Source organism: Pseudomonas sp. G11, assembly GCF_029457515.1.
Classification (GTDB): Bacteria; Pseudomonadota; Gammaproteobacteria; order Pseudomonadales; family Pseudomonadaceae; genus Aquipseudomonas; species Aquipseudomonas gorinensis.
In genome coordinates, this window is record NZ_CP120377.1 from 2600191 (window position 1) to 2626515 (window position 26325).

General features: G+C 59.7%; 22 protein-coding genes. 14 read left to right on the plus strand and 8 right to left on the minus strand.

What is annotated here, in order from left to right; all coding sequences use genetic code 11:
* Window positions 1–15: 15 nt before the first annotated feature.
* Window positions 16–1362, minus strand: coding sequence for a glutamine synthetase family protein (locus tag P2T68_RS12045; RefSeq protein WP_024074513.1), 1347 nt, complete (start codon window positions 1360–1362; stop codon window positions 16–18).
* A gap of 11 nt (window positions 1363–1373) precedes the next feature.
* The gene (locus tag P2T68_RS12050; RefSeq protein WP_277379382.1) at window positions 1374–1931 is read right to left on the minus strand and encodes an XRE family transcriptional regulator; all 558 of its coding nucleotides are present in this window, start codon (window positions 1929–1931) and stop codon (window positions 1374–1376) included.
* Between the two features lie 188 nt (window positions 1932–2119).
* Here P2T68_RS12050 and P2T68_RS12055 point away from each other — a divergent pair, with 188 nt between their 5' ends.
* Together P2T68_RS12055 and P2T68_RS12060 are read left to right on the plus strand one after the other, a co-directional pair.
* Window positions 2120–2428: an RcnB family protein gene (locus tag P2T68_RS12055; protein ID WP_024074515.1), complete on the plus strand. Its 309-nt coding sequence runs from the start codon at window positions 2120–2122 to the stop codon at window positions 2426–2428.
* 87 nt (window positions 2429–2515) lie between these two features.
* Window positions 2516–3709 (plus strand): MFS transporter, encoded by a 1194-nt coding sequence (locus P2T68_RS12060; RefSeq protein ID WP_277379383.1) that lies wholly within the window; start codon window positions 2516–2518, stop codon window positions 3707–3709.
* Here the strand turns inward: P2T68_RS12060 and P2T68_RS12065 are convergent.
* From P2T68_RS12065 to P2T68_RS12085, 5 genes are all read right to left on the minus strand, one after another.
* Window positions 3672–3944, minus strand: a complete 273-nt coding sequence (locus tag P2T68_RS12065; RefSeq protein WP_024074517.1) for a DUF1652 domain-containing protein — start codon at window positions 3942–3944, stop codon at window positions 3672–3674. The genes P2T68_RS12060 and P2T68_RS12065 overlap by 38 nt on opposite strands.
* Before the next feature lie 131 nt (window positions 3945–4075).
* Window positions 4076–5572 carry a helix-turn-helix transcriptional regulator gene (locus P2T68_RS12070; RefSeq protein ID WP_024074518.1) on the minus strand — a complete coding sequence of 499 codons (1497 nt, stop codon included), beginning with the start codon at window positions 5570–5572 and terminating at the stop codon, window positions 4076–4078.
* A 302-nt stretch (window positions 5573–5874) separates the two neighbouring features.
* A complete protein-coding gene (locus tag P2T68_RS12075; RefSeq protein ID WP_172831351.1) occupies window positions 5875–7044 on the minus strand; it encodes a hypothetical protein in 1170 nt (389 codons plus the stop codon).
* A 14-nt stretch (window positions 7045–7058) separates the two neighbouring features.
* Window positions 7059–7946 (minus strand): nitrilase family protein, encoded by an 888-nt coding sequence (locus P2T68_RS12080; protein ID WP_024074520.1) that lies wholly within the window; start codon window positions 7944–7946, stop codon window positions 7059–7061.
* Between the two features lie 115 nt (window positions 7947–8061).
* Window positions 8062–10011: an FAD-dependent oxidoreductase gene (locus tag P2T68_RS12085; protein ID WP_277379384.1), complete on the minus strand. Its 1950-nt coding sequence runs from the start codon at window positions 10009–10011 to the stop codon at window positions 8062–8064.
* Window positions 10012–10436: 425 nt separating this feature from the next.
* Between P2T68_RS12085 and P2T68_RS12090 the strand changes: the two genes are divergently transcribed.
* The 7 genes from P2T68_RS12090 (at window position 10437) to P2T68_RS12120 (ending at window position 18647) form a co-directional block, all read left to right on the plus strand.
* Entirely contained in the window at window positions 10437–10688 is a 252-nt protein-coding gene (locus P2T68_RS12090; protein WP_069076238.1) for a hypothetical protein, read from the plus strand.
* Window positions 10689–11073: 385 nt separating this feature from the next.
* Window positions 11074–11418 (plus strand): FKBP-type peptidyl-prolyl cis-trans isomerase, encoded by a 345-nt coding sequence (locus P2T68_RS12095; RefSeq protein WP_069076237.1) that lies wholly within the window; start codon window positions 11074–11076, stop codon window positions 11416–11418.
* Window positions 11419–11424: 6 nt separating this feature from the next.
* Window positions 11425–12030, plus strand: coding sequence for a GNAT family N-acetyltransferase (locus P2T68_RS12100; RefSeq protein WP_150054679.1), 606 nt, complete (start codon window positions 11425–11427; stop codon window positions 12028–12030).
* Between the two features lie 781 nt (window positions 12031–12811).
* Window positions 12812–13537 carry an MgtC/SapB family protein gene (locus tag P2T68_RS12105; protein WP_277379385.1) on the plus strand — a complete coding sequence of 242 codons (726 nt, stop codon included), beginning with the start codon at window positions 12812–12814 and terminating at the stop codon, window positions 13535–13537.
* Window positions 13538–13841: 304 nt separating this feature from the next.
* Window positions 13842–14468 carry a response regulator transcription factor gene (locus tag P2T68_RS12110; protein ID WP_024074526.1) on the plus strand — a complete coding sequence of 209 codons (627 nt, stop codon included), beginning with the start codon at window positions 13842–13844 and terminating at the stop codon, window positions 14466–14468.
* A gap of 1 nt (window position 14469) precedes the next feature.
* Window positions 14470–18087 (plus strand): transporter substrate-binding domain-containing protein, encoded by a 3618-nt coding sequence (locus P2T68_RS12115; protein ID WP_277379386.1) that lies wholly within the window; start codon window positions 14470–14472, stop codon window positions 18085–18087.
* A 137-nt stretch (window positions 18088–18224) separates the two neighbouring features.
* Window positions 18225–18647 carry a hypothetical protein gene (locus P2T68_RS12120; RefSeq protein WP_024074528.1) on the plus strand — a complete coding sequence of 141 codons (423 nt, stop codon included), beginning with the start codon at window positions 18225–18227 and terminating at the stop codon, window positions 18645–18647.
* Here the strand turns inward: P2T68_RS12120 and dkgB are convergent.
* Window positions 18644–19462, minus strand: a complete 819-nt coding sequence (dkgB, locus tag P2T68_RS12125; protein ID WP_024074529.1) for a 2,5-didehydrogluconate reductase DkgB — start codon at window positions 19460–19462, stop codon at window positions 18644–18646. The genes P2T68_RS12120 and dkgB overlap by 4 nt on opposite strands.
* Before the next feature lie 256 nt (window positions 19463–19718).
* On the opposite strand from dkgB, the gene P2T68_RS12130 reads away from it, so the two are divergent.
* The 5 genes from P2T68_RS12130 to P2T68_RS12150 all read left to right on the plus strand — a co-directional run bounded on the left by P2T68_RS12130 (window position 19719) and on the right by P2T68_RS12150 (window position 26203).
* A complete protein-coding gene (locus P2T68_RS12130) occupies window positions 19719–20357 on the plus strand; it encodes a TetR family transcriptional regulator C-terminal domain-containing protein (protein WP_024074530.1) in 639 nt (212 codons plus the stop codon).
* 146 nt (window positions 20358–20503) lie between these two features.
* On the plus strand, window positions 20504–21295 hold the full coding sequence (locus tag P2T68_RS12135) for an enoyl-CoA hydratase/isomerase family protein (protein WP_277379387.1): 792 nt from the start codon (window positions 20504–20506) through the stop codon (window positions 21293–21295).
* A 23-nt stretch (window positions 21296–21318) separates the two neighbouring features.
* Entirely contained in the window at window positions 21319–22479 is a 1161-nt protein-coding gene (locus tag P2T68_RS12140) for an acyl-CoA dehydrogenase family protein (RefSeq protein ID WP_069076231.1), read from the plus strand.
* Between the two features lie 18 nt (window positions 22480–22497).
* The gene (locus P2T68_RS12145; RefSeq protein ID WP_277379389.1) at window positions 22498–24606 is read left to right on the plus strand and encodes an acetate--CoA ligase family protein; all 2109 of its coding nucleotides are present in this window, start codon (window positions 22498–22500) and stop codon (window positions 24604–24606) included.
* A complete protein-coding gene (locus P2T68_RS12150; RefSeq protein WP_168233131.1) occupies window positions 24596–26203 on the plus strand; it encodes a 5-guanidino-2-oxopentanoate decarboxylase in 1608 nt (535 codons plus the stop codon). The genes P2T68_RS12145 and P2T68_RS12150 overlap by 11 nt, the downstream gene beginning before the upstream one ends.
* Window positions 26204–26325: the final 122 nt, after the last annotated feature.

Genomic DNA, 26325 nt, shown 5'->3' on the forward strand with positions numbered 1-26325 from the left:
TGATTCCTGTGGGGGTTAGAGAAACCAGCGGTACTCCCGCGCGTTGATCTCTTGCTGAAACGCCAAGTGATCCTGACGCTTGTTTTCGCAGTACACGTCGACAAATTCCGCCCCCAGCTTATCGCGTACCACGGGGTGATGTTGCATGGCGCGCACGGCGTCGAGCATTTCCAGGGGGAAGTCGGCGCCGCTGGTGCGGTCCTCGTTCAGCGGTGTGATGGGTTCGCGCTTGGCCTCCAGCCCATGTTCCAGCCCGGCCAGGATCGCCGCCAGCACCAGGTACGGGTTGGCATCGGCGCTGGCCAGGCGGTGTTCGATGCGCAGGTTGCGTGGGTCGGACTCGGGAATGCGCACGCACGCATCGCGGTCTTCAAAGCCCCAGCTCGCACGGGTTGCCGCGTTGACCGTACCGCCCAGGCGGCGAAAGGCGTTGTGGTTCGGTGAGAATATCGGCATGCAGTGCGGCAGTAACTCCAGGCAGCCGGCAACGGCATGGCGCAGGGGTTGCTGCTGGTGCGCCGCGAGCAAGTTATTGCCGGCGCCGTCATAGAGGCTGACATGCACATGCATGCCGCTGCCGGGAAATTGCAGGTAGGGCTTGGCCATGAAGCTGGCGCGGTAGCCATGCTTGAGCGCGACGCCACGGGTGCTGCGGCAGAACAGGGCGGCCCAGTCGGCGGCACGCAGGCCATCGTCCAAGTGGCCGAAGTTGATCTCGAACTGGCCAGGGCCGAGTTCGGCGGTGATCACCGTGATGTCGATGCCCTGGTCCTTGGCGGTTTGCGCCATATCGTCGAGCACTTGCGAGAAACGTGACAGCCGTTCGATATGCAGGTTGGGCTGGTCATCGGCGTCGTCGCTCAACGGGTCACGGGCATATTGCGGCAGGCCATTGTCGAGCTTGCGGTCGAACAGGTAGAACTCCAGCTCAAACGCGACCACCGGGTGAATGCCTTTGTGGTGCAGACGCTCCAGCACCTTGGCCAACACTTCCCGAGGCTCGAATTCGATGGGCGCCTCGGTGCCGTCCGAGGTGATCAGCATCTGCCCCAGGGGCTGGCTCTCCCAGCTCACTGGCTTGAGCGTGCCTGGCACCAGGCGGCGGTTGGCGTCGGGGTCGCCGTCGTTGAAGCAGTAGTCGCCGATCTTGAACAGCCCGCCCTGAGTTCCCAGCAGCACGGCATTTTGCGGCAGTTTCAATGGGCCGCCGGCGGCGACTTTTTCCAGCATCTCCACCGGGTAGCGCTTGCCGTAGAAATGCCCGGGGATGTCCAGGGCGATCAGGTCGACGTAACGCACGTCGGGATGGTTCTGGCGAAAGGTCCGTACTTCGGCCAGTAACGTGGAGGCATGGCTTTTCACGGGTGTTGCTCCTAGTTGTAGACCCACAGCACGCGGGCGGGCAGATCGGTCAGGTTGGCATAGCGACAATGGGCGTAACTGGCCAGGTGGAAGCTGTCGCCGGGGCCCAGGGTCACCGATCCGGCTTCGCCTTCCACCCACAGCGTCAACTCGCCTTCCAGTACAAAACCGGCCTGCTCGGCGCGGTCGCTCATGCTCTGTTCGCCGCTGTTGGCGCCGGGGGCCAGCAGGCTGTCGAGCATCGAGAACGCGCCGTTCATGCTGGGCGAGACGAGGATGTCGGTGATGCCGTTGGCGTAATACACCGTGCGCCGCTCATTCGGGCGGGTCACCCAGTCCACGGCCTTGGGTTTGGGCCGGCTGTAGAAGTAAGTGGTTGGCACATCGAGGGCGTGGCTGATGGCGGTCAGATCCGCCACGGTCGGGCGCGACAGGCCACGCTCAACCTGGGACAGGAAGCCCACCGAACGCTCGATTTTTCGCGCCAATTGGGCGAGGGTGAGCTTCTTGTGCTTACGCAGGTCGTGGATCAGCGCAGCCAGGGTGGCGAGTTCTTCTTGTTGGCTCATGAAATTTATGTCGAATAATTTCATGAAAAATTACAGGATTAATTTCACGCAGGCAATGCCCATGCAGTCGGAGCCGTGTTTGTTCGCCCTCGACGGCGCCAGGAGTTCGTGCTGCTCACTTCTGGCTGAATGATTCCCCGTGCCTGCGGTCGGAACCTGGGTACGCGTCATTCATTGAAGGAGCACCCATGAAGTCCAGAACACTCGCTGCTTGCCTGCTGGTCGCCGCCAGCCTGTCCACCGCCAGCTTTGTCGTGCAGGCTGGAGATACCCCGCAGGAAACTGTGCAGCCGTCCAACATCAACACCCGCGACTTGAAAGAGGGCGACCGCGCTCCGGATATCCTGATGCGCAAGGAGTCGGCCGTCAGCGACTGGAAAAAGCGCGGCCTCAAGCAACCCGAAGAAGACAGCCAGTGGGCACGGGTGGGTGACAAGTTCGTGCTGCTCAAAACCACCAACGGCACCATTCTCGAGATCACCCCAGTCAAGAAATAAGCAGGTGGCAGCACCTGCTTTTTTCGAGATTCCTGGGTTAAGGTAACCGGCTGAAATGGTCGCGTTACCTTCAAGGAAAAGAGCAGGATGCTTGCCACAATAAGAAACTACCCCCGCACCGTGAACCTGCTGCTGTCGGCTACCTTGATGCTGACGCTGGCCAAAGCCATCACCTTCCCCTACCTCGTGATCTACCTGACCAGCCACTTTGCACTGGACATCAGCCAGGTCGGCCTGGTCATCGGCAGTTCGCTGATTGTCGGTTCGCTGCTCAGCGTCTATGGCGGGTTTCTGGTCGATCGCATCAACAGCTATCGGCTGCTGCTCGGGTTGAGCGTGCTATTTGCGCTGGGCTTTGTCGGCACGGTACTCGCGCAGAATATCTGGACGTTCTACAGCTGCCTGATCCTGATCAACCTTGCTTATGCGGTGATCGACATTGCCGTCAAGGCCGGTTTCGCCAGCCTGTTGTCGGAAGAGGCGCGCAGTGAAGTGTTTTCCATCAAGTACACCCTGACCAATATCGGCTATGCGGTGGGGCCGTGGTTTGGCGCGATGGTGGCCAAGCTGGATATCAGCCTGCCGTTCATTCTGTCGGCCCTGTTGGGGGTGGGGTTTTTCCTGCTGTACTGGCGCTGGGGTGATCGCTCATTGGCTACCGCCGATGCGATGCAAAAACCGGTGTCATTCCTGGCCGTTGGCGGCGTGCTGCTGCGCGACCATCGCCTGGTGTGCTTCACCCTGGGTGGCCTGCTCAGTGCGGTGGTGTTCGGCCAGTTCACCGCGTACCTGTCGCAGTACCTGGTGACCACCACCACGGCGGAATATACCTACACCGTGATCAGCGCCGTACTCACCACCAATGCCGTGCTGGTGATTGCCTTGCAATATGTGATCGGCCGACGTATTTCCCACCGTCACCTGAGCCGCTGGCTGATCTTCGGCCTGAGCATGTTCATGCTGGGCTTGATCGGTTTCGCGCTGTCCACCAGCGTGTGGTGGTGGGTGCTGGCGATGGCGGTGTTCACCATTGGGGAAATCATCGTGTTCCCGGCCGAGTATATGTTTATCGATCGGATTGCCCCGGACCACCTGCGGGGCATGTACTACGGTGCGCAGAACCTGTCGAACCTCGGTGCCGCCCTGGGGCCGGTATTGTGTGGGCTGGTGCTGGCCAGCCTGCCGGCACACTACATGTTCTACATGCTCGGTGCGTTTATCGTCGCGGGCGGGGTGTTCTATTTCATTGGTTCGTCGTTGAAGGCAAGTCATCGATCATGAGCTTGCCCATGTTGTTGCTTTGCAGTTCGTAGCGCAGCTCTTCGACCATCTTTTCCACTTCTTGTGGGGTCTGCAGCCGATTGGTGTTGATGCCGGTCACGACCAGGTCGACCCGACCGGTTTGAGCGTCGTAGACCTTGAGGGTCAGCGATGCGTCCCGGCACAGTGTGAATTCGCAGGTCAGCGGCGCCAGGCCTTCTTCGATGCAATTTCGCAGTTGAGAGAGGGTGAACATGTGGGTTCCTTCAAGGGGGTCGTTTTGCGACTGCACAGGTTCAAAGACCTGTGCTCACCCTGGAAGGTTAAGGACTGCAACGACACGCGATAAGGCGAATTCGCACTAGCCTCACTAGTGCATTTGCACTTTTAGCGCTTGTTCTTGACCCGCATTTCTCCGGCAAACAACCCGCGTTCACGGGCCCAGACGATGGCTGCACTACGGCTGTGCACCCCCAGCTTGGAGTACACCGTCGCCACATGGTTACGCACGGTATTCGGCGCCAGTTTAAGGCGTGAGGCGATCTCCTTGTCGGCCAGGCCTTCGCAGATCAATCCGAGCACATCGCGCTCGCGGGCAGTGAGGTCGGTGAAGGTAACGTTTGGCAGGTTGGGGCTGTTGACGCTCTTGGCATTGGCCAGTTTTTCGATCAGGGTCTGGCTGAACCAGGAAGCGTCCTGCATCACTTCTTCGATGGCCGCCACCAGTTCCAGCTCCGAGCGTTTACGTTCGGTGATGTTCATCAACACCATCAGGTAGCAGGGCACGTCCTGGATGATCACGGTGTCGGCGGAGACTACGCAGTCGATCACCTCATCGCCTTTCTTGCGCACCTTCAGGTCCAGCCCATCGAGGTTGCCGGCTTTTTCCAAGGTAGTGAACAGCTGCGCGCAGGCCTGGGCGCTGTCGATAAAGTCGATGTCTTCGATGGCCTTGCCGATCAACTCTTCACTGATGTAGCCCGTGATGTTCATGAACGCCTCGTTGATATCCACCACCTGGCGGTTGGCGGCGCTGCATACCAGGGTGGGCACCGGGGTCAGTCGAAACGACTTGGCGAAGCGTTCTTCACTCTGGCGCAGGGCGATTTCCGCCTTGCGTCGTGGCTCCAGGTCGGTGAAGGAAAACAGCATGCAGTCTTCCTCATTCATGTCCAACGGCTGGCCAGCGACGATCACCAACTTGCTGCCGCCTTCGGGCAGGCGCAGTTCGGCTTGCATCTGCGGGATGGTCGCCCCTTCGCTCAGGCGTTGGATGGCCAGGTCCTTGCGCTCGGCCTGTTCCAGCACATCCAGTTCATACACCGAGCGGCCGATCACCTGGTCGCGGTTGTAGCCGGTCATCTCCAGGAACCCCTGATTGACCTTGATATAGCGCAGGTCGCTCAGGCGGCAGATTACGGCGGGCGCCGGGTTGGCGTTGAAGGTTTTCTCGAAGCGTTGTTCGGCACTGGCCCATTCGGTGGCATCGCTGAGGATCAGCACCAGCAACTCCGGCTCCCCGCGCGCATCGGTCAGCACCAGGCTGCGCAGGCGGTGCACCCAACTGCGGTGGTCGTCGTCGAGGGGCGTGACTTCCACCACCACATCACTGAATTCTTCACCGGCCGCCACACGGCTCAGCGGGTAGCTGTCCAGCGGCAGCGGGTGGTTGTTGCGATAACGCAGGGCGAAGCGCTTGGCGTACTGCTCGGTGTTGGCGCCCAGCGCCAGGACGTCGCTGACACCGTGCATGGTCAGCGCGGCTTCATTGGCCCAGAGGATGGTCTGGTCGACCTCGGCCAGTATCACACCGTCGGACAGACCGGAAATGATCTGCTGCAGTTGGCGGCGGTTGGTTTCTTTGGCTAAGACGTCCTGGCTCATGGTTTCTCCGTGGTTGGCGATCCGTGTCCCGGGCGGGGGAGGGGCGCATGGGAAGTACGACACCCGGGCTTAAAGATAGTGCAGATCAATTGCCCGTCACGGAGTGCGAATGCACTAGAGGGGGTGGTGCATTTTTGCGAGGACGACGTGCACGCTGTTCGCCAGGCTCAAATGATCAATTGCGCGGAAAGGATCGAGCAGGACCTTCGGCAATGTGGTCGGTAAAGGTCTGTCGGTTGCTGACAGGGGGGATCTACGCCATTTCAGGGGAGGGGGGTGTAGAACCCCCTCACCACTCAAGCTTATGTGATTAATTTACCGATCAGAGGCACAACCAATAGCGTACTGATCGCCATTGAAATTACATTGCCGATATAGGGGTGAAAGTGTCCAGGTAACCGCTGGGTGATAGCACACGCCAACGGCGGTGCGATTAACGCACCCAGTGTTGCACTTAAGGCAATCACGGCGCCGCTACCGCCGTGGGTCAATACTGCTGCAGGCACCACCGAGACCAGTGGAACGTAAGTCGGATACCAGCCTTGCTTGATCCATTGATGCCTCCATATCACTACACCCAGCGCTGACGTCAGAGCCTGCGCGGCGACCATGTGCAACACCAGTCCCGATCCGTAAGCCGGGCTCATGGGGTTCAGGGCATAGGCCAGCAACACTCCCGCCAACAGACCAAGACTGGCAAGTTCATTCCCAAAGAATGGTGCTTCGGAGAAGTCTGCTAGTACTCGGCGCAGACTCCATACGACACCATAAGTGGGTGGACTGGTCGGCAATGGTTTGGTTGGGGCGACGTAATCCGAGCGCACTATTGAGGGGGCTCGGCGAAGCAGCATGAACGCGATGACGCTGCCCACCGCCATGCCCAGCACATTACCGATGACCACCGGCAAGCCGAGTGGCACGCATACAAAGTTGACGATCAACAAGCACATCGGCGTAACCAGCAATGCCCCAAGCACCGCGGCGTTGAGTGTGACCTTCCAGCCACCGCCAAACATCAGCACCATCGCTGCCGGCAACGAAACGAATGCTGCAAACGTCGGTTGCCATGTTTCTGCCGTGATGCTCCAACCCCATAGCAGATTGCTCAACAGCAGCCCTAACAGGGAGCTGGTCACAAGCCAAGGCCACAATCCAGTGCCATAGGAAATGGGAAAACCCTGCCAGGCTTTATTGCGCTTGCTCGCCCACCAAGCCAGGTAAGCACCGCCTAATAGACCAAGTGAAGCAAGTTCATGCTTGTAGAAGGCAACCTCGCTGATATCTCCCAGCACCCAGCGCAGCCAGGCTGCTGGATGCGGCAAGCTGACGACCATCTCATCGTATCCAGGCCATGACCCCCGATAACTGAATACAACCCATATCACCAATAGAATGCTGGTCAACGCGAGGCTAAGGACTGTTATATCTGTCCACGAACGGGGGCGAGCTGTCTTGGTAAATGAAGTTTCCATGACGTCCCCTCTGATCAGCGCGGCAGGGCTGGGTGTCGGGAATACCCGAGCATCTGATCGTATAAGTCATTGCGCCGGTCCCGTTGCAGGTCATTGAGGCTGTTCCATATAGGGGCGCTACGGGCACTCGTGAGGTCAATGTCGGCAAACAGAATTTCCTGCCGATTGGCCGAAGCTACGGCGCCAATCGGCCAACCGTTGGTTCCAGCAATCAACGAGCATCCGAGGTAGCGAGCATCCCGTTCTTCACCGATGCGGCTGGCTGCGGCGATAAACACGTTGTTTACATGGGCTGCAGTCATGGTCAGGTACGACGCCATGCATTTGCCTGCCTCGTCAAAAAGCGGTGGTGGCGTCCACACCCAGTTGTTCAGGCTGCAAATGATATCGGCGCCCTGTTGGCTGAGAATTCGCGGCACCTCCGGGAACCAGATATCCCAACAAATCAGCAGACCGATTCGGCCGATCGGGGTTTCAAATACCGGAAAGCCTGTATCGCCAGGAGTGAACCAAAGCTTTTCCAGGTTCCACAAATGTGCTTTCCGATATTTGCCTATGAATCCGTCGGGTCCCAACAGCACGGCAGTGTTGAACAACTGCACCCCTTCAATCTCACTCAGGCCTGCCACCAGATAAACCTGATGCCTGCATGCAAAATCAATCCACGCCCGCACGCTTGGCCCGTCCGGTATCGCTTCAGCGTGATCGAACGCGTCTTTGCGACTGCAGAAAAAATACCCGCAGTTGGAGAGTTCGGGCAGAACGATCAGGTTGGCGCCACCGTTCACTGCTTCGTTTGCTAGTTCGAGGCTCTGACGCAGGTTTTCGGCTCTATTGAAAACGCCGACTTGCGGAGCAAATTGAATAACAGCAACGCGGGTAGGGCTTGTCGGTTCTTGCATGGGGGTGACCTCTTATTATGCAACCGGGATGGTTGAATGTTTATAAGAAGTGATGAAGTGTTTAAATGGAAGTCAGATGATTCCTGTCGTGATGTAGTCTGATTCTGTTGAGTCTTTAATTTTTATTTATATACTCGGGGTAATCTTGCATTGTGAAATCGCCGTTGAAGTTTGCGTGGGTTTTGTTGCAAATATTTATCACTGTGTCTATAGCGCCTCTGAAGCATGGCTCTGTCCAGCCCGCGTCAACGGAAAATGACTCGCCGCAAAGATACAGTCCCGACGTGTATGAAAAGTCTCTGTTGTATTTCATAAGGCTGACAGCATCATAATACGTGCCCGCACGATAGAGTTTTGCGCAACCCAAGGAGTGCTTGTCTTTCATCCAGCGTTGAACAAGTGCTTGTTTGTGCCCTATGTAGGGAGATATTCGTTCTTTTATGTTTGTTGATTTCAGGAGGATTCTGTCAAGTTCTTCTATGCATTTTTCGACGAGTTCGTTGTCGCTGAATGAAGACAATTTTGTGGCGTCGTCTTCCCATGTGTAGCTGAGAAGTATGCAATCATAGGTGCTGTTTTCGTTGTAGCGGTAAGTGTATACGTCATGTATGAAACTGTCGGTAACTATCGCTTGTGGGATGTTTTTGTTATTTGATAGGAACGTTTTTTTGAGGGGGGCGTAGACCTTGCAACTGGTCTCCCAGTGCGCGGTTTTGTACGCTGCAATAATTTCAAGTGGAAGCATGTCCTGATTGAAGTTTTCAAGAAGAATCTGCGTCTCTATTATCCATGAAGGTAGCGTCATTACCACTGAGTCGAAGTCGATAAAATATGAGTTTGTGATTTTTGATTGAATGGGATGCCAGGTGTAGTGAACTCGGATTTGCCCGTTTTTTAGTTTTTCCAGTTTCGTTACTGAACTGCTGGTGAGTAATCCGGATTCTCGTTTTATCAAGTGTTCGTATAGAGACTCCTGGGTTTCGGTCGGTTTTATAAATAGTAAAGACTCTGCCAGAGATGCAAGGCCTATATAATTTGGCTTATTGAATTTTAGTCCTTTTGAATCGACAACTTCAGGAGCATTCAAATAGGGGGACGGTATAGGCGTGCCATCGGGATTTACACGCCCATGAATTAATTGGAGATGACTGCTGAATCCGAATATGGCTGTGCGTATCGGATAAAGAGAACATATGTCATAGAATGCTCCCCAGCTACCGTCACCGATTCCGATAGAGTAAAAAATTGCTGATTCTTCTGCCGTCATTCCCATACCTCCAAAATTACCAGGATCGTTAGCGTTCCAAGCGTTAATCGTTGGTGTTTTGACAAGGTCGCGAAATGTAATGCCTTCGTATCTCTTTACGATAGCTGCCCAATAGTCTTCCCACTTGTCAGTGCCGTAGTAGTGGGCGATTGTTGATGTCATGTGCTCGGCGAATGCTGTCCATTTTGCGAAGACAACCCCTAAGGTCTTGCCTGGGGGTGGTGTTCTTCCATCCGTGTTTTTCCAGATCAGCATTATTGGTTGATCGTTGTCATCTATGCATCCTTCTTGGAGGTAGATTCCAGTTGATCGGACCCATGGACTACCAGGGTTCGGGAAATTTGAGTGGGCCAGTTCGAACTCATTTGCGTAATACGCCATAAGCGAGCGCCCATCTTTTGGTTGTTCATTTGATTTGTTGAAGAAAGGCATTCTCATTGCACCCATTTCAAATGGGGGTCTGCCAAGGGTGTTGGTGTTGTTGCTTCCAAGTGCGGTAAGGTGTCTTCCGCCAATACGCGTTGATTTTTCAATCAGGGTGATATGGGTGAACCCGCACCTGTGTAATTCTCGTGCGGTTGTTAGGCCTGTAATTCCTGCGCCTATCACACAGATTTTATGACGGGGCTCTGTTGCTTGTGCCACTCCGTTTTTTTGTTCTAATAGAGTGCGGTAGTCAAAACACAGATCTGGCGGGTTTGGAAAGGTTGCCGTCCACTTACTTTTGGAAGAGCGTTTTTTTCTATGGAGTTTTGTGGCGATGTCTGCAGGGTAATTGAAGTCTGATCCGATAGTCATTTTGGTATTGTCCATTAATAATTGATTGGCTTTTTACAGCGTGAACGTGATTTCGCGGGGCGGGAATAGGCAGGTTGTAATTTTTGGCTAAGGAAGGTCGCGTTGTTTTGTAGGTGAAAACTACTTGATCTGAAAGTCACGGTCGGGAAGCAAAGCTATGAGTGGGATTTACACCTTGTTATGAGGGACTGCACCAACATGCCATTCAATTAAGGGTAGTTGGCGTGACATGCTCCTGATAGTAAGCCTCCTTGCCACAACGGAATGTGTTCGACACGTTATTATCAATTAACGTAGTCGCTCACGACGCTACGTATCTAAAAACCAACTGGTATGGACCTGTGAACTCTGACAGTAGGCAAGCCCTTACACCCACCGTAGGCTGGTGCATGTGTCCACCGCATAGATGAGTAAGGAGCCTGGCCATGACAAAAAATGAGTTTAGCGTTCATCTTGAGGAAAAAATGGCTGCTGCCCGTAAGCGAATCTCGTCCAAGATGACCAAGTCAGACCGCATGGATTCGGGCAGGGTGGCGTTTTTGACCGCGTTGAAACATGTGGTCGATGGGGCCGGCAGTCCAGAGGACCTGGGGACCCTCGATGCCGTCAATGATGTACTGCAGGACCTGGGGATGCTGGCAAAGTCGAAGACCTTTTTGGCCATGCTCGAGCCTTGAGGAGGGGAGTGTCTGGTGTCGTGAAGGGCGCATTGCCACGCTATCTGTCTAACACCGAATAACCTCTGTCGCTCTCCATGTTGATGCCTCTTTCATCAACATGGAGCCAGTGCCATGAGCACGTTCAACCCATCGACCCCGCGCCTTCGTTCAGTGAAGTCGAGGGTTACCTGAGCGCGATCGGCCCACAGTTGTTCGAGCAGGCAGCATCGCTGTTGCCGAAGCAGCCCGCCCGCGTGGGGCCGCTGCATTTACAGCGCGTGCATGTATCCACGGGAGACCTTGCTGGTGCATCGTTCGCGCAGTGGGCGGCTGGCGATCAGCCTTGCCAAACGCGTTTGATTCTGGGAAAACCCCAGCCTTTGCGCATTCAACGAGAGCCTCCATGAGCGACGACACCCTCCAAGTCACCGATATCCGCCCAGGCACCGGCAAGGCCGTGGTCAAGGGCGCGCTGATCACCACCCAATACACTGGCACCCTGGTCGATGGCACGGTGTTCGATTCGTCCTGGGCGCGCGGCAAGCCGTTCCAGTGCGTGATTGGCACCGGGCGGGTGATCAAGGGCTGGGACCAGGGCCTGATGGGCATGCAGGTGGGGGGCGTGCGCCAGTTGTTCGTGCCGGCGCACCTGGCCTACGGCGAGCGCTCGATGGGCGCGCATATCAAACCCCATAGCGATTTGCGCTTTGAGATTGAATTGCTGGAAGTACTGACGCGCGATGATTGAAAGGCCATGAACAGGGACGTTGATCCACAGGCGTTACCGGGTTGCTCCATCGAGGGCATTCGGGTGGTTGAATTGCAGGGCCGCGATGAGGCTGAGCTGCAACGGTTTTTTGCGCAGGCGCCGGATTACTTCCTGGCGGTCAACGGTGAACCGGCCACGCCCAACGAGGCCCGCGAGGAACTGCAGGGCCAGTTGCCGCCAGGCTGGCGTTGCCGCCGGATGTACTGGCTGGGCTACCGTGATGGGCAAGGCCAACTCGTCGCCGTGGTCAATATCGCTGCGGACCTGCTCGCGTTGGGCGTGTGGCATATCGGTTTGCTGCTGGTGGACTCGCGCCTGCACGGCACAGGGCTGGCGCAGCGGCTGCATGTGGATCTTGAGGCATGGGCGGTGACACAGGGCGCCGAGTGGCTACGGCTGACCGTGGTACTTGGCAATGCCAAGGCTGAGCGCTTCTGGCCCAAGCTGGGGTACGTGACGGTGCGGACTCGGGAGGGGATCAGGATGGGGCGCCAGGTGAACCGCGTGGCGATCCAGGTGAAGGCCCTGGCCGGTGGGCAGGTCGATGATTACTTGAGGCGCGTGGCGCGGGACCGGGCCGATGCGCAGTAGCCATGGTGGTCCACTCTTCCATTGTGGGAGCGGGCTTTGGGGAGGGTTGAAAATCGCTTCCTGAACCCGTCCTGAAGAATATTCTTATTCCCCATGCGGAAAATTTCCTACGGTTTACTCTCCTGTAATCGGCGCGTAAGCTTCGCGCGTTTTCATCAATAGCGGAGACCCTCAGTGGGTACTTGTTCGAGTGACAGTTGTCAGCCGGTCTCGGTAACCGGCCCATACTTGGCAAGGTAACGCGCATTTTCCAGATGCCGTTGTCTCGCCACCTAGCGAGAAGCGGCATCCCGGCAGTAGCCAGTCCTGGCGCCTGCCTGATCCCTCTCATCGACGCTGACCTGCACCTGAGTTGACTCGGGATGCTACGGACGCGCCTGCCTGTTACGGCAGGCGGGCCCCGCCGGCTATGCCTGTCTGACAGGCGTGGCGCGGATGGGCAGTACCTGCATGACGGTTTTTTCCTCAAGCAGGAGTCACACCATGAACCTCACTCTGTTGAAAGCGTTTTTCGCCGGCTTCCTGCGAGACCCGGCATATCGCCCGGCACTTCCGTCGCCTGGCATTACAGGCGCTGCCGTCGCTGTACGTTGTATTCCTGCCGCTGATTCTGCTGGCGTATAGGGGCCTGGCCCAGGCAGTAAAGGGGGGCCGCATCCGTAAGTTTGGCTGGCAGTAACACGCTGTATCGACCACCCCTGGCCCTTGTGGGGGACGGCTGACGGGCCTCCACCGGGAGCAACGGTGGTTTCAATTTGCTCAGGCATTCATGGAGTTTTTTATGCAGGCAATCAACAACATCAACCTCAATTCCTTGATCGATACCCTGGTCAGCCTCACCGCCGCGTTTATCCTCGGTGGGCTGATCGGCTTCGAGCGCCAATATCGCCAGCGTACGGCGGGTTTACGCACCAATGTGCTGGTGGCGGTGGGCGCAGCGATATTTGTCGACATGGCCAACCGCCTGGGCGGCGCGGAGGGCGCGGAGGGCGCGGTGCGAGTGGTCGCGTATGTGGTATCGGGTATCGGCTTTCTGGGTGCCGGCGTGATCATGCGCGAAGAAGGCAATGTGCGCGGGCTCAACACCGCCGCCACGCTTTGGGCCTCGGCGGCGGTGGGGGCATGTGCCGGCGCCGACCTGATCCTCGAAGCGCTGCTGGGGACGCTGTTTGTACTGGCGGCCAACACGTTGCTGCGCCCGATCGTGAACAACATCAACCGCCAGCCGTTGGACGTGGTGTCGGCGGAGGTGACCAACATCCTCTATGTCATTGCGCGGCGTAGCCAGCAGCAGGCGGTCATGGTTTTGCTGGAGGCCGAATTGGCGCGCTGCAACTACCCGGCCAGCGACGTCGACGTCCGGCCGTTCGGCAGCGACGAAGTGGAAATCGAGGCCACGCTGGTGGCCACCTCGGTAGACGGCGACGAGCTGGATGCCCTGGTTGCGCGCATTTCCACCTCGACGCTGGTGGTACAGGCCTTCTGGAGCCCGAGTACCACTGACTGACCCCCCGCCAGGCATAGCCAGGCCCACGGGGCTATGCTTTTTTGTGAGGAAAAGTCCTACATTCAGTCAGGAGTATCCCTTCAAATAATACGCCACCTCATTGCTAAGGTTGCGCGCTTGCGGCTGGCCGGCGGCAAAGGTACGGCTTTATAGGGTCAAGGTGTTTTTCAATTGAAGGGACCAGGCACTGCCTGGCTGGCGTCCTTAGGGGAAAGGCAGTACCGCTTGTCGGAACTGTCATTTCTCACAGGTACCCGAGTCCCGTGTGATGTGTCAGCGTACTTTGTCCTCCCAGGGGAGTTATATGAGTAAAGCGTTAATTGTCGATGATCATCCGTTTATCCGGGCCACGGTCCGGTATCTGTTGAAGCAGGAAGGCTTTACTGAGATCGATGAGGCGGGCAACGGTGCAGATGCTGTGCAGAAGGCCAGGGAAGGGCGCCCGGATCTGGTGATCCTCGACCTGGCAATGCCGAAGCTGGGCGGGCTGGAGGTGATCGCTCGGATCAAGGCGCTTGGCCTGCCGTGCAAGATCCTTGTGCTGACCTCCTACCTGGCGGTGTTTTTTTCCACCCGCTGCATGCGCGCCGGGGCCATGGGGTTTGTCGCCAAGACCGGCGAGCTGGACGAACTGCAGAAGGCTATCAAGGCGGTGATGTCCAACTACAGCTGCTTCCCCAGCTTGCCCACCAGTTCGGTACGGCGCGATGATTTGCAATCTACCGAGCAAGCCATGGTGGAGGCGCTCTCGGATCGTGAGTTGACGGTGTTGCAGAAACTGGCCCTGGGCCTGGGCAACAAGGAAATCGCCGAAGACATGCTGCTGAGCCACAAGACCATAAGCACCTACAAGACGCGTCTCAAGGAGAAACTGCGTATGTCATCGGTGGTGCACCTGTCCAAATTTGCCCAGCGCAATCATCTGATTTGAAATGATCGCCTCCGCGTTTGCCCGACTCGCGGCCATTCTGTTGGCGGCCCTGTTGCCCCTGTTCGCGGTGGCCCTGGATGAAGCGCACCCGTTGCGGCTGCTGGGCCACTCCCACCTTGAAAACCCCGGCGTTGAGCTGGACGAAGCCGATTGGCGCTGGCTGCGCGAGCGGCGCAGCGTGTTGATGGGCGTCTCCGCGCCGGACTACGCGCCGTTCGACCTGAGCAACAATAATGACGAGCTTGAGGGGATTACCGCCGATTATGCGGCGCTGGTGGCCCAGGCGCTGAATATCACCGTCGAGGTACGGCGCTATGACACGCGCGATGAGGTGATCGAAGCCCTTAAGCAAGGCCAGGTGGATTTCCTCGGTTCGGCCAATGGTTACGAGGCCGCAGACCCGCAACTGGTGCTGTCGCGCTCCTATGCCAATGATCAGCCGACCCTGGTCACGCGTACCGGGGACAGCCAGGCCCTGAGTGCCGACCTGGCCGGCAAGCGCGTGGCCATGCTCTATCACTACATGCAGCCCGCCGCCGTGCAGGCGTTTTACCCTCGGGCCCACCTGCAGCTGTTTGCCTCGACCTTCGAAGCCATTGGCGCCGTAGCCTTCGAGCAAGCGGATGTGTACCTGGGCGATGCCATCAGCACCCGGTATCTGATCAGCAAGAACCACCTCAACAATGTGCGCATGGCGGATTTTTCCGCCCTGGAGGTCAACCCGTTCGCGTTTGCCGTGGCCAGGGGCGATGATCGATTGCTGCGCATCCTCAATGCGGCACTGGCGACCATCCCCGTCAACACGCAACTGGAGATCCTGCGCCGCTGGAGTGCGGGCAGCAGTGGTTTCCTGGAGGCCGACCGGCTGCGCCTGAGCCGGGGTGAGCAACGCTGGCTGGAGAAACATCCCCGAGTGAAAGTCGCGGTGCTCGACAAGTTCCTGCCCCTGTCGTTTTTCAATGCCAAGGGCGAATTCGAGGGGTTGAGCGCCGAAGTGCTGTCGCGGATCAGCCTGCGCACCGGCTTGAAATTCGATGTGGTGAAAGGCAGTTCGCTGCCTCGCCAGATCGACGCGGCCAGCATGGGCGACGTGGATATGATCGCGGTGATCACCCCCAGCAATGAGCGCGCCGAAAAGGTCCGTTTTACCCGACCTTACCTGACCAATCCCTATGTGCTGGTCAGCCGTCTTGATGGAAAAAGCCCGCTCACCCTGGAGGACATGGCTGGAAAACGCCTGGCCTTTATCGGAGGCAATACGCTGGGCGAGCGTATTGCCCGCGACTTCCCGCGCGTCGAGTTCGTCGACACCGAGAACCCTGAACAAGCCATGGCGATGGTGGCCAGCGGCGCCGCCGACGCGACCGTGCTGTCATTGATCAGCGCGCGCTACATGATCGCGCGCTATTACCGCGACCGCCTGCGGGTGACCAGCACGGTCGGCGCCGAACCGGCACGCATCACCTTTGGCGTGAACCGTAGCCAGTTGGAGCTGTACTCGATCCTCGACAAGGCGTTGTTGAGCATCACGCCCGAGGAAATGGACGAACTGACCAACCATTGGCGCAGTGAAGTGATCATCGAAGACAGCTATTGGCTGCGCCATCGCAATGCAATCATCCAGGGGTTCGGGCTGGCCGCATTGTTGTTGCTGGTCACCCTGGGCTGGGCCATGTACCTGCGCAATCTGATTCGCAAGCGGGTCCAGGCCGAACGGGCGTTGAGCGACCAGATGCGCTTTATGAGTGTATTGATCGACGGTACGCCCCATCCGATTTATGTGCGCGATCGCCAGGGGCGGTTGATGGCCTGCAATAACGCCTACCTCGAGGTATTCGGCTTCAAGCTGGAAGACGTGATCGGCAAGACCGTGGTGGAAACCGATACGGGTAACCGGCCGCAAGCCCAGTCCTATCATGACGATTACCTGCGGCTGATGGCGCGGGGCGAGCCGCAGATTCATGACCGCATACTCCGGGTGCCCAGTGGTGAGGTCCTGACCATTTATCAATGGATGTTGCCGTATCGTGATGGCGACGACCATGTGGTGGGCATGATCGCCGGCTGGGTGGACGTGAGCGAACGCCAGCGCCTGCTCGGCCAGTTGCAGGAAGCCAAGGACGAAGCCGACGCCGCCAACCGCGCCAAGACCACCTTCCTGGCAACGATGAGCCATGAGATCCGCACGCCGATGAACGCAGTGATCGGCATGATCGAGCTGGCTCTGAAAAACGCTGAGCAGGGCCGGGCCGACCGTGATGCGCTGGAGGTGGCGTCGGTGGCGTCGCGCGGCATGTTGGAGTTGATTGGCGACATTCTCGATATTGCCCGCATCGAGTCCGGCCATCTGTCCCTGGACCAGGCGCCGGCCAACCTGCATGAGTTGCTGGCGTCGGTGGCGCGGGTGTTCGAAGGGCTGGCGCGAGCCAAGGGCCTGGCGTTGAAAGTGGAGCTCGATCCGGCGCTCGATCGCCCGGTGCTGATCGACCCGCTGCGCTTCAAGCAGGTGGTGTCGAACCTGTTGAGCAATGCCATCAAGTTCACCGCCCAAGGCCAGGTGCAGCTCGGCGCTCAAGGGCTGTTAGCGGGTGAGCAGCTGACCCTCAAACTCTGGGTGCAGGACACCGGTATCGGTATCAGTGCCGAAGACCAGCAGCGCTTGTTCAACCCGTTTATCCAAGGTAGCAACACTGAGCAATCGGCGCGCAGCGGGTCTGGCCTGGGGTTGGTGATCAGCCGTAACTTGTGCGAAATGATGGGGGGGCAATTGCACTTGACCAGCGTGCTGGGGCAGGGCACACGGGGGGATGTGAGCCTGCCGCTGGTCACCACCGACGCCATGCCGGCCCCGGGGTTGGCACCCGCCGCGCATCTGCCGCCGGCGTGTGCCTTGAGCATCCTGGTGGTGGATGACTACCCGGCCAATCGCGTGCTGCTGACTCGGCAATTGAGTTTCCTCGGGCATCGCATTACCACGGCGGAAGACGGTGTACAGGGGCTTGCGCTGTGGCAGACCGGTCACTTCGACGGAGTGATCACCGATTGCAATATGCCCCTGAAGGACGGTTACACATTGGCGCGGGATATTCGTGCGCAAGAGCGTGAGCGTGGGTTGGTGCCGTGCCTGCTGCTGGGGTTTACCGCCAATGCCCAGCCTGAGGAGGTCGAGCGTTGTCGCCAGGCGGGCATGGACGGATGCCTGTTCAAGCCCACCGGCCTGGAAGATTTACGCGCGGCGTTGGCCGTGCGCAGCGCCAGCTTTTCCCCGCCGGAGGCTGAACCCCTGTTTGATCTGAGCGCGCTGATCGCCTTGACGGGCGATGATCACGCCGCCCTGAAAGAGCTATTGATGCCGTTACTCGAGAGTTTGGAAACCGATCGTGCACGGTTGTCGTCCCTGCAGCACCAGGCTGACTTTTCCGGGCTGCACGACTTTGCGCACCGCGCCAAGGGTGGCGCGCGGATGGTCAAGGCACAGGCGCTGATCGAGGTCTGCGAGACGCTGGAGAGGGTGTGTGAGCAGCGCGATCACACTGCACTGGAGGCGGCGACGCAAGCGGTCGGGGAAGCGATCGGTGATTTGCATCAGCATCTGAGCCGTTATTGCAATCAGCCTTGACTGGGGTTGAGTGCCACTCGGTGGGTTTGGGAGAAATCCTACGTGAAGAGGGAATATGCCTGATTTTGTCTTCGGGATATGTCTGGAAAATGGGCGGCGCTCACTGACGAGCACTGACTGCCTCCCAGGGGTTCGCCATGCCGAATAAAGCACTGACTATCCTGATTGCCGATGAACAGCACCTGCAACGCCTATACATCGAAAAAATGCTCAATCAGCTGGGGTACCACCGGATCGTTCCGGTGCAGACCTTCGAAGAAGTCAAGATTCTCACCGCCATTCCGGCCGAGCCCTTTGATGTGCTGATCATCAATGCGGGGCTGGCGGCCCATGCCAGCGAGCCGCAACCCCAGGTACGCCATGTGCTGGTCTACGACCACCAGGACCTGGGCCAACCGACCGGCGCCACACCGGCGGTGCTGGTTCGCCTGCCCGGCGTGCCGGACCCCATCAACCTTGAACATTTCATGGACATCATTGATCCACCCGAGGCCACTACGGGCCTTCGGGTATTGCCGTGGCTGCGGGAGTTGTCCCGCGTGCCGGTGGCTGGGGTCTAGTCCCACTTCGGTGCGATGCCCTTGGGGCTGGTCAGGCGATGGCCGCGCTCCAGCCCAGCAATCTGTGCCATGTCGGCATCGCTCAAGGTCAGCTCCAGGGCCTTGAGGTTGCTCTCCAGATTGGCGCGCTTGGTCGACGATGGGATCACTGCATAGCCGCTTTGCATGGCCCACGCCAGGGTTACTTGCGCCGGGGTCGCATGGTGGCGTTCGGCGATCTGCTGGATCACCGGGTCTTTCAGCACCTCGCCGTAGGCCAGGGTCATGTAGGAGGTGAGCGGGATACCCTGGGCTGTCGCGAACGCCACCACCTTGCGGTTTTGCAGGTAGGGGTGCAGTTCAATTTGATTGGTGGCGATGTTGTCGGCGCCGACCGCCGCGATGGCCTGCTTCATCAAGTCGATGGTGAAGTTGGAAATCCCGATCTGGCGCGTCAGGCCCAGGCGCTTGGCTTCCAGCAACTGGCCCATGAATTCGGCGACGGGTACCTGGTCTTCCGGCGATGGCCAGTGGATCAATGTCAGGTCCAGATAATCGGTCTTGAGCTTGCGCAGGCTCTCCTGGAGGCTCGGGATCAACTGGCCTTCGGCGAAATTGGCGATCCAGATCTTGCTGGTGAGGAACAGCTCTTCACGGGGGATGCCGCTGTTGGCGATCGCCTGGCCGACGTCGGCTTCGTTTTCGTAGATTTGCGCGGTGTCGATGGCGCGATAGCCCAGTTCAAGGCCGGTGCTGACCGAGTCGATCACCACCTGGCCTTGCAGGCGGAAGGTGCCGAGGCCGAAGGCGGGTACGGTGTGCGTGGGGATAGACATCAGTGACTCCTGAAGGGGGTAAACAATGGCGCCGAGTATCCGCCCGTCGTTCCTTCGGAAAAACCGTTGAATCCGAAAAGGAGTCTTGACTGCAAGTCACGAATGCAGCATTTCCGGTTGATGGGTGGGCAAGGGCGTGAGCCGTGGCCCTGGGCGACAAGCGTGGGCGGCGTTGCTGCGCACGCTGGATCGGCTGTCGCCGGGCTACCGCGACTGATGTAGAGTCGTGCGGCCGACTCAACCGAAGGATACCCCCATGACCCAGGAAACCCGTTTCTCCCGGATGGACCCGGAGTTGCGCAAGGCCCATCTGGTCCAGGCCACGCTCACCTGTCTCAAGCGCGACGGTTTCCAGGGCGCTTCGATCCGCAAGATCAGCGCCGAGGCCGGGGTATCGGTGGGGCTGATCAGCCATCACTACTCCGGCAAGGATGAGTTGGTGGCCGAGGCCTACCGCACCGTCACCGGCCAGGTCATGGACCTGCTGCGCGAGACCATGGCCAAGGCCCCGTCCAGCCCCCGTGAGCGGTTGTCGGCGTTGTTCCGTGGCTCGTTTTCCGCCGAGCTGCTCGACCCGCAATTGCTCGACGCCTGGCTGGTGTTCTGGGGCGCGGTCAAGACTGCGCCGGCCATCAACCTGGCCCACGAACATTCCTATGCCGAGTACCGCACCATCATGCGTTCAGCCCTGGCCGACATGGCCCGGGAGGAGGGGTGGGAGCCGTTCGACGCCGACCTTGCGGCCATCGGCCTGAGTGCCTTGCTTGACGGGCTGTGGCTGGAGTCGGGGCTCAACCCCGGCACCTTCACGCCGGAGCAGGGCATCCAGATCTGTGAAGCCTGGGTCGACGGCCTGCAAGGCGCCGGTCGCCAGCGCTACCTGCTCAAACCCTGAGTTTTCGCGCCGCCTGGATGCAATGTCCGGGTCGGTATTGGCCTTTGGAAAATTTTACAGCCTGCCAATTGCAACCTTGCTGAACACTCGTTTAGTATCGCCCCATGTCGCACCCCTCAAGCCAATTAAAATAATTCGAGGAAGCCATGACTGCCGATGCGCCCGTGCTCACCCAAGTGCAAGCCGGCATTGCCTGGATCACCCTTAATCGGGGTCCCCAGCGCAATGCATTGGATATCCCCACGCTCAAATACCTGCAGGCCTTGCTCGACGGCTTCAACCGCGACCCGGCTGTGCGCGCGGTGGTATTGACCGGCAGCGGTCGCAGCTTCTGCGCCGGCGCCGACCTCGCCGAATGGGCCGAGGCAGATGCTCGTGGCGCCCTGGAAACCTACGGTTGGACCGAAACCGCTCACGCCCTGATGACCCGCCTGTACACCCTCGACAAACCTACGATTGCCGCGATCAACGGCACCGCCGTCGGCGCCGGCATGGACCTGACCCTGTGTTGCGACCTGCGCATCGCCGGCCAAGCGGCGCGCTTCAAGGCTGGCTACACCAGCATGGCCTACTCCCCGGACGCCGGTGCCAGCTGGCACTTGCCGCGCCTGATTGGCAGCGAACAAGCCAAGCGGCTGCTGTTCCTCGACGAGCTGTGGAGCGCCGAGCGCGCCCTGGCGGCAGGGCTGGTGGGCGAAGTGGTCGCTGACGATCAACTGCACGCCCGCACCCTCGATCTGGCGACGCGTCTGGCCAACGGCCCGACCCTCGCCTTCGCCCTGACCAAGACGTTGATCCGTGAGGGCGCCCACCGCAGCCTGCCCGAGCAACTCCAGGCAGAACGCGCGGCAGGCCTGTTGTGTGGGCGCAGTGTCGATGGTGCCGAAGCCTTGCGCGCCTCCCTGGAAAAACGCCCGGCGAATTTCTGCGGCCAATAACAAGACCCCGAACAGGTAGCGCCATGAATTTCCAACTCAGCCAAGAACAAGACATGTTGGTGGACGCGGTACGCAGTTTTGTTGCCAGGGAATTATTGCCTCACGAGGAGGCGGTAGACCGTGCCGACGCGGTTCCCCCGGAACTCGCCGCGCAGATTCGCGACACCGCCATCGCCGCGGGTTTCTACGCGTTCAACATGCCGGAAGAGGTGGGGGGCGGTGGCCTGGATTACCTGTCCCAGGCGTTGATCGAGCGGGAGTTGTCCAAGGTCTCGTGGGCGCTGCATGTGTTTGTCGCGCGCCCGTCCAAGATCCTGATGGCTTGCACCGGCGCGCAGATTGGCGACTACCTGTTGCCATGCGTGCAAGGCAAGAAAATCGACTGCTTTGCCCTGACCGAACCGGGTGCCGGCTCGGATGCCAACGCCATCAAGACCCGCGCCGTGCGCAGTGGCGATGACTTCGTGATCAATGGCAGCAAGCACTTCATCAGCCATGCCGGCCATGCCGACTTCGCCATTGTGTTTGCCGTCACCGACACTTATGAACACAACGGTCGCCAGCGCAATGCGGTGACTTCGTTCCTGGTGGACCGGGGTACCCCAGGCATGACCATCCGCCGGGGCCCCAAGTGCGTGAGCAACCGTGGTTACCACACCTATGAAATGTTCTTCGACGACTGCCGGGTCCCGGCCTCCAAGGTGCTTGGCGACGTGGGCAAAGGCTGGGACGTGGCCAACGCCTGGCTCACCGCCGGCCGCGTAATGGTCGCCGCCAATTGCGTCGGCCAGGCCCAGCGCGCGCTGGATGTATCCCTGCAATGGGCGGCGGACCGCAAACAGTTTGGCCAGCCCATCGGCACCTATCAGGGGGTGAGTTTCAAGTTGGCCGACATGGCCACACAGATTCGCGCCGCCGAATTGCTGACCCTGCACACCGCCTGGAAGATGGATCAGGGCAGCATGACCGACGGCGAGGCCGGCATGGCCAAGCTGTTTGCCAGCGAAACCCTGGGTAAGGTCGCTGACGAAGCTGTGCAGATTTTCGGTGGCATGGGCCTGATGGACGAAGGCCCGGTGGAGCGTATCTGGCGCAACGCGCGGATCGAACGGATCTGGGAAGGCACTTCGGAAATCCAGCGCCATATCATCGCCCGCGAACTGTTGCGGCCCCTGTTGCGTTGATCGGCGCGGAGAACGCTCATGTCCCAGGCTATTCGCGACAATCTCAAGCGCCTGCTGGCGCCCCGGCACCTGGCGTTCGTCGGCGGGCGCAGCATGGCGCGTGCCCTCAAGCGTTGTGCCGAGGGTGGCTTTACCGGGCCGATGTGGCTGGTCAATCCGCAGCATGACCACCTCGAGGGTATTCCCTGTGTGCGCCGCGTCGCCGACCTGCCGTGCGGCCCGGACGCGGTATTTATCGCCACCCACCGTGAGCTGACGTTGACCTGCGTCGCCGAGCTGGCGGCTATCGGCACGGGCGGCGCCATCTGCTATGCCTCTGGCTTTGCCGAAACCGGTGCCAGTGGCGCGGCGTTACAGCAGCAGTTGCTGGCGGCGGCGGGGCAGATGGCCTTGCTGGGGCCCAACTGCTACGGCCTGCTCGACTACCTGCACCGCTCGGCGCTGTGGCCGGTGGCCCATGGCGGCAAGGCCGTCGAGAAGGGCGTGGCGGTGCTGACCCAGAGCGGCAACTTCGCCTATAACCTGTCGATGAGCGATCGCTCGTTACCGGTGGCCTATATGGCTTCGGTGGGTAACCAGGCGCAGCTGGGCGTTGCCGAACTGATGGATGTGTTGCTCGATGAACCACGCGTTACTGCCATCGGCCTGCACCTGGAAGGTTTGAAGAATGTGCCGGGGTTTGCCCGCGCCGCGCATAAGGCGCTGGAGAAGGGTATTCCGATTATCGCGTTGAAAACCGGCGTGTCGCAGATCGGTGCCGAGCTGGCGTTGAGTCATACCAGTTCGTTGTCCGGCTCCGATGTGTTGTACGACAGCCTGTTTGCGCGGCTGGGCGTGATCCGGGTCAGTGGCCCGGTGAGTTTTGTCGAGACGTTGAAGGCGGCAGCGTGCGGCAATCTACCGGGCGGCCATCGCCTGATTGCGCTGGCCTGTTCCGGGGGCGATGCCGGGCTGATCGCAGACTATGCCGAGCGCAACCGCCTGGCCTTGCCCAAACTGGATGAAAACCAGCGCGGTGAGCTGGCGCAGGTGTTGCCCAGCTACGCCAACCTGGTCAACCCATTGGACTTCACCACTGCCATCTGGGGCGACAGCACGGCACTCAACAGCATGCTCGACACGGTCCTGCGTACCGACGCCGATGCTGCGATGCTGGTACTGGACTACCCGGCTGAATTCACCGGTGAGCGCCAGGAATGCGACCTGTTGCTCGAGCTGTTCTGCAATGCGCTCAGTCGGCACGGCAAGACCGGTTTCGTCACTTCGGCTTTTCCCGAATTGCTGCCGCCCCATGCCCGTGAGCGTTTGCATGCCCAAGGCATTGCTGCGTTGCAAGGTGTGGAGGACGCACTCGCAGCCTGGGGACGGATCGCTGGGTATCAACATCAGCGACGCATCTTGCTGGCGCGAGGCGAATCCCGCCTCGCTCCGCTGTGCCCCCTCCCTTTGCAAGGCCAGGGCCTGGCGCTGGATGAGTGGGTGTCCAAGCAAGCCTTGCGGGTTTTCGGCTTGAACACCCCGGCCGCGGTGTTGAGTACACCGGGGCGGGCACTGGCCGATGCGAGCCTGTTGGGCTACCCGCTGGTGCTCAAAGCGGTCAGCGCTCAGTTACCGCATAAAACCGAAGCCGGGGCCGTGGCGCTGAACCTGCAAAACGGCGAGGCCCTGGCGACTGCGCTTGAGCAGATGCGCACGCACATTGCCGCGTACGCACCGGGTGTGGTCTTCGATCAATTGTTGCTGGAATCCATGGCGCCGCCGCCGTTGGCCGAGTTGATCGTCGGCATCAAGCGCGAGAATGACTTCGGCCTGGCCCTGGTGATTGGCGCCGGGGGCGTCCTGGTGGAATTGCTCAAAGACAGCCGCAGCCTGCTGCTGCCCACCACGGATGATGCGATCCGCCATGCTGTGCTCAGCTTGCGCAGCGCTGTCTTGCTGCAAGGCTTTCGCGGGCGCGAGGTGGCGGATATGGACGCGTTGGTCGCAGCCATCCGTGCAGTGGCCGACTACGCATGCGCCAACGCCGGGCAATTGCTGGAACTGGATGTAAACCCATTACTGGTCAATGCCCAGGGCGCCACGGCGGTCGATGCGTTGATTCGTTTAGGAGATGAGCATGCACGATAAAACGATGACCGGCGGCCAAGCCCTGGTGCGATTGCTGGCCCACTATGCGGTCGACACGGTGTTCGGCATTCCCGGCGTGCACACCCTGGAGCTGTATCGCGGGTTGCCTGGCAGCGGCATTCGCCACGTGTTGGCTCGCCACGAACAGGGTGCAGGCTTTATGGCCGACGGTTATGCGCGGGTCAGCGGCAAGCCGGGGGTGTGCTTTGTGATCACCGGGCCCGGCGTGACCAATGCGGCAACGGCCATCGGCCAGGCTTACGCGGACTCGATCCCGATGCTGGTGATTTCCAGCGTCAACCACACCGCCAGCCTGGGCAAGGGCTGGGGCAGCTTGCATGAGACCCAGGACCAGCGGGCGATCACTGCGCCGATCACTGCGTTTTCAGCGGTGGCCTTGAATGCCGAGGACTTGCCCGAATTGATCGCCCGTGCCTATGCGGTGTTCGACAGTGAGCGGCCACGGCCGGTGCATATCTCGGTACCACTGGATGTGTTGGCGGCGCCCATTCAAAGGGACTGGAGCCATGAGGTGGTGCGGCGTCCCGGGCGCGGCCTGCCTGCGGCGCACTGCCTGGATCAGGCGGCGGCGAAACTCTCGGCGGCCAGGCGCCCGATGATCATTGCCGGCGGTGGCGCGCTGGCGGCCGGTGCGGTGTTGCGGCGCTTGAGCACAGTGCTGGCGGCACCGTTTTTCACCAGTGTCGCGGGTAAAGGCCTGTTGCCGATCGATGACCCGTTGAATGCCGGTGCGACCCTTTGCGTGGCGCCGGGCTGGCAACTGATCAGCGAGGCGGATGTGGTGCTGGCAGTCGGCACCGAGATGGCCGACACCGATTATTGGTGCGAGCGTTTGCCGCTCAAGGGCGAGCTGCTGCGGGTGGATATCGACCCGCGCAAATTCAATGATGTCTACCCCTGTGCGGTGGCGCTTAACGGCGACGCCGAGCAGACCTTACGAGCCTTGCTGGAACGCCTGCCGTCTGCACCGCGCGACGCTGACGCGGCGGCATCACACGTCGCGACGTTGCGGCAGGCAATAGCGCGGGGGCACGGTCCATTGCAGTCGATCCACCAGGCCATTTTCGAGCGTATCCACGCCGAGTTGCCCGTCAACGCCTTCATCAGCAGCGACATGACCCAACTGGCCTATACCGGCAACTATGCCTTCCAAAGCCGCGCGCCGCGCAGCTGGCTGCACCCCACTGGCTACGGCACGCTGGGCTATGGCCTGCCGGCGGGCATCGGTGCCAAGTTCGCCGCGCCGCAACGCCCGGGGTTGGTGCTGGTGGGCGACGGCGGTTTTCTCTACACCGCCCAGGAACTGGCGACCGCCGTCGAGGAACTGGACAGCCCGCTGGTGGTACTGCTGTGGAACAACGACGCCCTTGGCCAGATCCGCGACGACATGCTGAGCCTGGAGATCGAACCTATCGGCGTGCTGCCGCGCAATCCGAATTTCGCGCTGCTCGGCCAGGCATTCGGCTGCACGGTGAACCAGCCACAGAACCTGGATGAACTGCAAACGGACTTGCGCAATGGCTTCAAGCGCAATGGCGTGACCTTGATCGAGCTGAAACATGCCTGTGCCTGTTGACCGTCAGAGGAGCAAGACCATGGGCGAACACCACATGACTCAAGCCATGCACCTACGGGACATCCTTACACCCAGCGTTGTGGCCGAGCGGTTTGACTGGCCCAACGGGCGGCGCCTATTGC